This is a genomic window from Streptomyces sp. NPDC045695 (assembly GCF_056432025.1).
In genome coordinates, this window is sequence record NZ_JBWKJU010000022.1 from 97,370 (window position 1) to 107,301 (window position 9,932).

Annotated in this window: 5 protein-coding genes; 1 reads left to right on the top strand and 4 read right to left on the bottom strand. The window is 69.0% G+C overall.

The features are described from left to right. Positions 1-100 precede the first annotated feature (100 nt). The 4 genes from AC07DU_RS28930 to AC07DU_RS28945 form a co-directional block, all read right to left on the bottom strand. A complete protein-coding gene (locus AC07DU_RS28930; protein WP_479114620.1) occupies positions 101-4,462 on the bottom strand; it encodes a LamG domain-containing protein in 4,362 nt (1,453 codons plus the stop codon). Between the two features lie 524 nt (positions 4,463-4,986). After that, positions 4,987-5,289 carry a hypothetical protein gene (locus AC07DU_RS28935; RefSeq protein ID WP_479114622.1) on the bottom strand — a complete coding sequence of 101 codons (303 nt, stop codon included), beginning with the start codon at positions 5,287-5,289 and terminating at the stop codon, positions 4,987-4,989. A 62-nt stretch (positions 5,290-5,351) separates the two neighbouring features. Further along, positions 5,352-8,048, bottom strand: coding sequence for a helicase associated domain-containing protein (locus tag AC07DU_RS28940; RefSeq protein ID WP_479114624.1), 2,697 nt, complete (start codon positions 8,046-8,048; stop codon positions 5,352-5,354). Positions 8,049-8,057: 9 nt separating this feature from the next. Further along, positions 8,058-8,654 carry a hypothetical protein gene (locus tag AC07DU_RS28945; protein WP_479114626.1) on the bottom strand — a complete coding sequence of 199 codons (597 nt, stop codon included), beginning with the start codon at positions 8,652-8,654 and terminating at the stop codon, positions 8,058-8,060. A 436-nt stretch (positions 8,655-9,090) separates the two neighbouring features. On the opposite strand from AC07DU_RS28945, the gene AC07DU_RS28950 reads away from it, so the two are divergent. Then, positions 9,091-9,567 carry a hypothetical protein gene (locus tag AC07DU_RS28950; protein ID WP_479114628.1) on the top strand — a complete coding sequence of 159 codons (477 nt, stop codon included), beginning with the start codon at positions 9,091-9,093 and terminating at the stop codon, positions 9,565-9,567. Positions 9,568-9,932: the final 365 nt, after the last annotated feature.

A 9,932-nucleotide genomic window follows, 5' to 3' on the forward strand; every position in this document is an offset into this window, starting at 1 on the left:
ACAGGTGGCGAGGGCTGGGGTATGGTGCGGCGTGTCCCTCCCCCCCCCCCCCCCCCCCCCCCCCCCCCCCCCCCCCCCCCCCCCCCCCCGCCGTCACCGGTCAGAGACCGGACGAGGTGGCCAGCTCGGTGTTGTAGTCGGCCAGCTTGGTGATCTGGGTACCGCTGAGCACGCCCTGGAAGAGCCAGACGTCGTCCAGCTCGCCGGAGAAGTACTCACCCCAGGCGCCGGCGTTGCGGTTGCGGCCGAACTGCAGGCCGGAGGTGGCCTCGTACGGCTGCGGGGCGCCGGTCCAGGAGATGTGCGGCGTGCAGCCGGTGCTGCCGTCCGGGCATCCCTGGTTCTCCAACTGGCCGTTGACGTACAGGCTCAGCCGGTCGGAGAAGGCGTCGTAGGTGACCGCCAGGTGGGTCCAGTTGTCCAGGACCGAGGTGGCGGGCGTGTGCGTGGTGCTGGTGCGGACGGCGCCGACGGCGTCGGAGTCCCGCACCTCTGCCTGCCACTGGCCCGAGGGCTGCTGGTTGGCGTCCAGGCCCAGGTAGTGCCAGCGGATCGTCACCGCGCTGTTGTTGGCGCCGGGCATGGACAGCACGGTCATGTCCCGGGTCGGGACGCCCACGGTATCGGCCCAGCCCGCCAGGCTGAAGCTCTGGCCGGTGTGCAGCGGGACGGCGGTGGTGGCCGCGTAGCCGGTGGAGCCGTCCAGCAGCAGCGTGCCCGTGGTGGGCAGCACGCCGCCGTCGGTCTTGATGGACGCTCCGGTGCCGAGCTGGGCGCCCGCCTTGAGCGGGCCCTCGCCGGGGGAGCTCAGCGGGGTGCCGGTCGCCGTGCCGAGCTTCCAGCGGCCGGCCAGCTGCGGACGCTGCCGGACCATGTCGCGGGCCTCGGTGGAGGTGAGGACGCGGTCGTAGATCCGCACGTCGTCGATGTCGCCCTTGAAGAACTCGGCGTTGGCGCCCTCGCGGTTCACGGCGCCGATCTGGATCGGGCCGGGCTTGGCCCACGGCGTGTTCTGGGTGTAGTCGGCCTCACCGACCAGGTAGCCGTTGATGTAGAGGCGGGTCTTCTTGGCCACGCTGTCGGAGACACCGACCAGGTGGACCCACTCGCCGGTGGCGGAGCTGAAGCAGGGCACGCCGTTGACGGTGGTGCCGGGCGTGCAGTCGGCCTGGGCGGCCCGGACCAGGGTGTCGACGGAGGTGTCCTCCTTGTAGCGGCCGAACACCCACTTCTTGCCGTAGGCCGAGTAGTACAGCGAGAACTCGTTGTTGTGCTCGCCGTTCTGGGTCACCGCCATCTTGGCGATGGTGTCGCCCGCCGCGGGGGCGGTGGCCTTGACCCAGGCCGAGACCGAGAAGTCCTTGGTCCCGTCGACCTGCGCGCGGGTGCCGCGGGCGTAGTCGTCCACGCCGTCGAAGTGGACGGCGTTGCCGGAGATCCCGGGCGCGCCCGGGGCGGCGCCGCCGTTGACCGTCAGGTTGCCGGTCTCACCGGTGCCGATCGCACTGGCGGTGCTGTCGTCGAGGTGCCAGACCGCCTTCGCGAGCCGGCCGGTGGCCGGGGTGCGGTCGGCGGCGACGTCGGTGGCCTCGCCGGCCGTCAGGGCGCGGTCCCAGACCTTCACCTCGTCCAGCGCGCCCTTCCACTCGTCGGTGAAGGTGCCGCGCCAGTGCATCCGGCCGAGCTCCAGGGAGCCCCGCGCCGGCCAGACCGAAGGGGAGGCGACGGTGACCGGGTTGGCGCCGTTGACGTACAGCGTGGCGGTCTTGGCCGTCGCGTCGTAGACGCCGAGCAGGTGGGTCCACTGGTTGAGCGCCAGCGGGACGGTGGAGGCGGCCTCCTGGTAGGCGTACCCGGGGTTGACGTCCTGGGTGAGCACCGAGAACACCCACTTGCCGTTGCGCATGCCCAGGTCGAAGGCGGACATCACGTTGCCCGCCTGGGACACGGCGGCGCTGTTGGCCTGGGAGTCGGCGAGGTTGACCCAGGCCGAGACGGTGTAGCTCCGGGTGGTGTCGAGTACGGCGCCCTGGGTCTCGGCGTAGCCCGTGGCACTGCCGTCCAGCGACATCGCGTTGCCCAGGTGGCCGGCCGAGCCGGGCTTGGCACCCGTCGCCAGGGCGGCCTCGAAGCTTCCGGAGGTACCGGACAGCGTCGTCCCGCCGGACTCGTCCATGCCCCAACCGGCGCGGACGGGCTGGCCGTTGAGGACGGTGAAGTAGTACGTCTCCTGCTGCGAGGCGTTGCCGGCGCTGTCCAGCGCCTTGGCCGACAGGGTGTGCACGCCGGGGGTCTCCGGCAGGATCTGGACGGTTTGCGGGGCGCCGGCGGTGGTGGTTACCTCGTGCGCCGCGGAGGCGTTCCCGTCCAGCCCCCACTGGTACTTGACCACGTCGGTGGAGGCCGAGTCGAGGATGAACGCGCCGTACTTGCCCACGCCGTCGGTCCACGACAGGGACGCGGTGGCGTCCTTCGAACCGGGGTAGGAGGCGGAGGTGATCGCCGGGCCGTCCGGTGCGGTGGTGTCGACGGTGAAGTAGCACAGGGTCGGATCACCGCTGGAGGACCAGGGTCCCCACTGCGCGCCGTCCCACGCCCGCACCTCCCAGCCCAGCGTGGTGTTGGCGGGCAGGGTAGTGGGCAGGGACCAGGAGAAGTACGAGCCGGAGCCCTTGAAGGTGTTGGAGGCAGGGGCGGCCCCGGCCGAGCCGGTGGACCACCAACGGCGGATGAATCCCTGGCCGTCGCCCGCGTCCCAGAACACGCCGAACTGGACGCCGACGGCCTCGCCGTCGGGGTCGGAGGCCCGCGCGGTGATCTGCGGCATCTTGTTGATCTTGAGCGGAGTGGTCTGGCAGACCGAGCCCGGCGACATGGTCAGATCGCTAATCGCGGTCTGGTTGGGCGGCAGGTTGTAGTAGACCCGCAGGAAGGCGTCGTCGGTCAGACGCTTCCAGCCGTTCGAGTCACTCTCGTTCTCGGCCTTGAGCCCGAAGGTGATGGTCGGCCAGCCCCAGTTGGCGGCGTCCTGGACCAGGTCCTTGACCGCGCCCGAGGTCCCGCCGAACTCCAGCCAGCCGCCCGGGCAGTTGCCGCTCCAGCCCTTGGCGGTGTTCATGGTCTGCAGCTTGCGACCCCAGAAGCCGGCCGCGTTCTGGCTCTGCCAGGTCAGGCCCGAGGAGATGTAGCCGGTGTTCCACAGCTCGACCGGTCGGGCGTCGCAGGAGTACGACCAGCTCTCGTAGGTGCCGAACTCGGCACTGAGGATCTGCTTGCCGATGAAGCTGCCGTTGGGGACCTGGAAGAACGCCCGCTTGACGTCGGTCGGTGCGCAGCGCGAGGTGTCACCGCAGTAGCCGACGCCCCAGTCGTGCACGTAGTTGCTGTTGTACGTGAAATGCCAGTACGGCTGGGAGGAGTAGTACCGGGAAACACCGGCCCAGTCGGACGCGTTGGGGGTGTTCCAGGCCGGGTCGATCATGACCGGGAAGACCGTGGCGGCGTCGTCCAGCATGCTCTGGTCCGGGGTCAGGACCATCTTTTGCTGCGGCAGCTCGACCTTGAGCTTGGCGACCTTGGCACCCTCGCCGGGCACCAGGTTCTCCAGCGCGGGCGGGGTGCTCGGCGCGGCCGGGGTCGACCCCTGCGCGGGAGCGGCAGCCGACTTCGCCGTGGCGGGCTTCGCGGCCGACGCGTTCCCGGCGGGGCCGGAGGAGTCCCACATGACCGGGACGGGGGCTTCGAACACGGTGCCGCCAGCGCCCTTGTCTACCGCCTTGAGCGAGCCGTCGGGTGCCTGCTGGACGGTCAGGCCGTCGCTCTGCAGACCGAGGCGGACCTGGTCGAGCTCGGGGTTCTTCGCGGCGGCCGCAGTGTGCACCACGATGACCTGGCTGAAGCCGGTCCGGGTGGCGGTGAGCTTGAGGTCGACGTCGGGCAGGATCGCCCGGTACTCGGCGGTGCTGCCGTCGACGACCGGCTTGGGCAGGGCCTTCGGCCAGGTCAGCTTCAGTTCCTTGCCCGCGGTGGCGATTCGCACCAGCGGCTGGTCGGTGCCGCCGCCGGAGAACTCGACGTCCGCGGTGGCCGCCTTCGGCGCGACCGCGCCGCTCGGCAGGACGCGCAGCGCCGAGTCGAGGTCGACCCACGAGCCGCCCTTGCGGACCCGCTTGGGCTGCACGTACGTCGTCGTGACCAGCTTGCCGTCCGGCTGCGCCACCGTGTCGCTGGACTCGGTGCGCTTGGCGGCCACCTCGACCGGCTTGCCGGTCCGCTTGGCCTCCTTGACCGCGAGGCTGTCCGCCGAGTCCGCCGGCTCGGCCGAACCGGCCGCCGCCTTCGAGTCGGGTGCTCCCGACGGCGCCGCCGCCGAGGGCGACAGCGACGAGGCTGCCACCGCCGCCGCGGCCAGGGCGCTGACGGCCCAGATCCTGACGGCCCGTCTTCTGACTCTACTAACCACTATTTCCAGCTCTCGCGAGATCGTGCAACATTCCTCGCGGATCTTTATGCAGGCCTTAAAAGTCCGTCAACAGCTTGTGAGAATCCGGTGAGCATCCTGCCCGTGACGTGCTGGATCAATGGTGATCAGTGCCGTCAAATCAGATAGGGAGATGGCTTCTGAAGTGAGGTAAATCACGGGACTGACTCTGAACCCGGATGCCCAGCGCTTCATGGCCGCGCGCAGTTGTGCCACCGTGACCGATGTCGCTGATCAGTGAAACTGAGTAGCCGTCATGCTTCCGGTGATGAACCTGATCTGATGCAGGGCTGTCCGCACCCGCCTCCGTACACGCGGAAGACCATCGAGAGGCGGAAGAAGGGGTGGCTGCCGCCGGACTACGGGCTGCGGGAGCTTCGCCACCTGTGCTGAGAGCCGGCGAATCTGCAGCAGAGCGGCCACAACAGACGTTTACGCCGCCGGTTTCCCTGTCACCTCCGGGCCCTCTGCCCCGTACCAGGGGCGAAGCTGTAGGCATCTCTCCTTCATGGCAGGCCCGAGATGCTCCTCGATCCCATACCCGGGTTGCCTTGGTAGGGGAGGTCGTAGAGGAACGACGTCACGATGACCTCGAATGCTCCGGGCACGCGACGCTGCGTCTCCTCTTCCAGAAACGCGAGGACCTGGCGCCAGTCGGGACCGTCCGGGTCGCCCTCCGCCAGGTATGAGTGAACGGTGTCCTGTACGACGTCCCAGAAGAACATGTGTGGGAGCACTTCGTCCTGGTTGAAGACGTGGCACTCGTAGGCGTCCTCGAACCCGGACACCTGAGCAACCAGGTCCTCCACTGTGAGCCCACATTCCTTCGGGCAAGGAGTTCTGTAGGCCTGTGGTCTAGAGACCGGTCGTGTCACGCCCACTCCACCCCCAGCTCCTTCAGTGTGACCCGCTGTTCGGGGGTGAGCTTGTCCCGCCTCGCGCGGGTGTTCGATACCCATACGCCGAGCTTCACCGGCGCCGGCTCGTCCTGGCCGTCGACCTCGATCTCGACGACCGCGCCGCGCGGCACGGGCCGGTCGGCGCCTTCCCGCTCTACCCACTGGGTGAGGGCCGCCAGGCCGCGTTGGAACGCCTGCTGCGCTTTGCCCGGCCCCTTCGCCGTAGGCGTTGCCGCCGGGGCAGGAGACGGAGCCTCAGTGGGCTGCACGCCCAGCGCGGTCAGCCGCTTCTGCTGCTCGGTCGACAACTGCGCCCAGGTGCCCGGGTTTTTCTGCCGCTCCAGCCACCTGCCGATGTCGTCGCCGTCGAAGACGACGCCCGGGGCGATGTGGGGCAGGACGCCATCGGCGTCGACTAGGTCGGCGAGGACGCGGAAGTGCCGCTGCCAGTCGAGCGGCCAGGGGCAGTTCCAGTCGGGGTCGATCGCTGCCAGCTGCGCCGCGCGCTCGGCGGCCCGCTCCGGGTCCTTGCCCAGGCCGTTCTTGGCGCCTTTGCGGCGGAGGTTGGCCATGTGCTGGCCGATGGGCACCATCTGGTCGTCTTCGCCCCAGACGGCGTCTTGTCGGGGTGCGAGGTGTCCGGTGGCCCGGCGGTAGGAGCGGAGCGCGGCGAGTTTGTTCTCCCATGCCTCTTCGCCGGGCTCCCAGACCATCCCGGCCTCCGGCGCGTCGAGCAGGGTCTTGCGGCGCTCCTCCAGCTCCCCGGCCCGCAGCGCCTTCCGCTGCTGGTGCACCCACCGCCCGAGCGGGAAGTTCTTGGTGACGCCGACCTCGACTTCGATGTCGTACGGGACGGCATACAGGCCGGTGATCTCGTTCTCCTTCCGCCACCGGATGAGGGCTTGGTAGCCCTCCAGCCACACCAGGGACTCCGGCCGGTAGACCCGGGTGCGCAGGAAGGCTGCGATGGTGGCGGCGTCTCGGGGGCTGGAGAAGTGCAGCAGGGCCGACTCGGCAGCGGCGTCGCTGTCGTCCTGCTCCTGGTTCTCTCCGCCGGCGCCGATGATCTGCCCGTCCTCGTCGCGCCGGACATGAACCTTGCGCTTGCCACTCGTCAGGGCGCGGGAGGCGAGCTGTTCGACGAGGTGTTCGTCGTGACTGCGGAGGCCTTGGAGGACGGCTACGAGCGGCTTGTAGCTGGCGGAGGCGATCATGTCGGTGGGGTCCTCGCCGGGCTCCAGGAAGACGGGCACGATGATGCGGGCGACCTTGGTGCTGCCGTCGCGGTTGAGGCGGAGGGCGCGGCCGATGTTCTGGACGATCTCGACTTGGGAGCCGCGGGTGTCGGCGAAGCAGATCGCCTCGACCCCGCGCTCGCCGGTGATGTCCACGCCTTCCCCCAGGACCCTTACGGAGGCGAGGAACGCCCGGTGCACGCGACGGTTGTTGGCGTCGATGCCGTTGGCGAACTGGCGCAGGACCTCACGCCGCTCGGTGACGAGGTGATCCCCGCACAGCCACGCCGACCAGACGCGGTCCGGGGGTACGTGACGGCCGGCCTCCAGCTCGTAGAACTCCGCCTCGATCGACGACTTCGGCAGTCTCTCCGCGGCGGCCAGATCGGCGTCGGAGGCATCGGTGATGTACAGCTCGGCCGCAGTTTCCGGCAGCTTCTCCGCGAACGCGGCCGCCTCCTCCACCTTCTGGTGGAACGTCATGACCGTACGCAGGTTGTACGCCGCGGCGTGCTCCAGGAGTGCGGTCTGCAGGAGCGCCAGGCGCCGGCCCCGCTGCGCCTCCTCGGACTCTCCGAGGACGGGGGAGGGGTCGCGGATCTCCAGGACGTCGATCTCGAACCCGGCGAGGATCCCCCGCTCGATCGCCTCGGACAGCCCCAGCTCGGCCAGCCAGGGGCCGTACGTTCCGTCCGGGTCATCGGCCATGCTCGCGATCTCCGCCTCCTGCCCCGCCACACCCTTCTGAGGCGCGGCCGCGGCCAGGATGCGCGGCGTCGCGGTCAGGTACAGCCGGAAGTCCGCCGGGATCCGGGCGTTGTCGTGGATCGCGGCCCAGGGCCTTCCGAGGTCGCCAGCGGTTCCGTGGGCCTCGTCGACGATCGCGAGGTCGAAGCCCGCCATCTGCTGCCCGTACAGCCGCTCCCCGCCCGCCAGGGCGGCCTCCAGCGGCCCGCGCATCTTCCGCTGTCCCTCGGGTGCCTCGGTGTCCTCACGGTCCACCAGGGAGGCGTACGTGGCGAACACGACGACCGGCCCGGAGGCGGCCCACAGGGCGAGCTGGATCGGGTTCGTCGTGGTGCGCACCCCCAGCTCGCCCAGGACCGGGTCGTTCTCCAGCGAGCACACCGCGACCATCAGCGCCCGGTGACCCACCAGGCGCCACGCTTGGGCGGTCTGGGCGAGCAGGTCCAGGGTGGGGACGGTGACGAGGATCCGGCCGCCCGGGAAGGACTCCAGCGCGCTCGCGGCGGTTGTGATCGTCTTGCCCGAGCCGGTCGCTGACACGATGGTGCCCCGGGCCCCCTGCGGGGGCACAGATGACCTTGCAGGGAATCCAACCCACTTCCGGAACGCCGACTTCTGGTCAACCTGGTGTTCTTTCAGAGTAATACCCTGCACTTCAAGACCCTTTCGCGAAGTCGACTTTTTCATTTCTGTTTGTTACTGAGGATTATTTCCAGCCCAATACAAAGCCGTGTCGACATCGCGCGCAGTCCAGTCGTCTGCAGCCCCTCCGTCGTGTTCGAGCAGGGTGTCGAGGAGGTCCATGTACCGGCCATAGCGGCCCGGACGGTCTGTGAGTGTGAGCCCGAGGGAGTTGATGGCTCGCTGGACCCGGCGGTCGTAGACGGCCATCCGCATGGGTGCTGCCGAGGTCAGGATGGCCGACGCGAGAGCGTCACCCTTGACGAACCCCGGCAGTTCCGAGATGGCACTGCGCCCTGCGCGAGCTGCCTCGCCGCGAGAGAGCTCGGGGTCCCTGACCGACGCGACGGCCTGCTCGGTGATTGCTCGTACCTCGCTGTCGGGCATGGACATGAGAGCTGTCACCCAACGCGTCTGTGCGGAGAGCCGCTTCCATACGACCAAGGCCGCGATCTCCGCCTTGCCGAGACTGCCAGTGCGCTCGACCCGCTGCGCAACCTCCCAGAAGATCTCGTCATAGTGAGGTGATACAGAGTCTAGATACGCGGCCCGCGCTGGAACGAGCACGTTCCACACTGATTGGCAGAATAGAGCAGATCCTTCGTCATCCACGGTCCCTCATTTCCTAGGCCGGTCCACTGCGGTTGGGGGGTGTCTCGTGTTTCCGCCAACGGTACATGCTGCATCAATTTGATGCACCCGCTACACTAGAACCCGACATAAACGAGCGACCCTCACCCCCGCGTAGCCAGCCAGGCCCACGCGGTGGGCCCCAACGGTTCTGGAGGAGCAGCCGGAAGGACCGTCAGGCGGGGGAGCGCAGTGGATCCGCCCCGTGAGGGCGCAGCCCTCCTCAACTCCATCACCACACACCACCATCAGACCCTGACCTGCCCGGCCGCTGCGCGGCCCGCCGGGCAGCGGCCGGCTTTCCTCTGGCTCGTGGAGCGCAGTGAAGGGAGCAGCCCCGTGCTTCGCTGGCGTCAGGTGGGTGTCCTGAGTATCTGTACTCAGGACTTCGACGAGTCGTGCTGCGAGCCTCGGGTGTATGAGCAAGATCTACGGGGTTTTAGCGGGTAGCGCGGTTGCGGGTGCGGTCACGGGCTGGATGGCCAGGGTTTTGTGGCTGTGGTCGATTGCAGAGGATGAGCGTAGTTGCGCGGACAGTGTGCCGTTATGTTTCAGGCTCTACCCGCTTGCCGGGATCGGGTTGTGGGTGTTTCTGGCTGTGCCGGTGCTCTTGCTGGCCCTGTGGTTGCTGGACGTGAGGCCGTTGAAAGCGACGGTCGCCGCGTCGTTGGCGCTGCAGTGGTTCATCATCGCCGTTCTCGCCGGCCTTTCGCGGCGGCATCTCCCTGAGTCCGCGGCCTTGAATGTGGGAGTCATGGCAGTGGGCCCGGCACTGATCGCGCTCTGTGGGGATCCGGCGCGGCGCAGAGTGGGCCTGGCCATCGTGGGGATGCTGGTGATGATGGGTCTCTCTCTGGTCTGGTTCTCCATCCAGGTGAGCGGATACTTTCTCTAAAGGTCGAGCCTTCTCACCGAAGACCGCAGGTGCCTGCCGGGCCGAAACCCCACCCTTCGTAGCCAGCCCGGCCCGCGCCAGCGGGCCGATGGTCCTGTAGGCGCAGCCGGAGGGGCCGTTGGGTGGGGGAGCGCAGCGGACCCACCCCATCCGGTGCGGAGCGAAGCGGAGACCGGTTAGGCCTCGCGCAGCGGGGCCTGGTCCGGGAGCGCAGCGGACGGACCGCCACTACCCGGACGCAGTCCGGGTAGTGGGCACCTCGCACAGCGAGGTGCAGCGCGGACGCGGAGCGGGAGCGCAACCACCGGGCGCAGCCCGGTGGTTCGCTTGCCCATCGCGCAGCGATGGGGTACCCCCTCCACCCC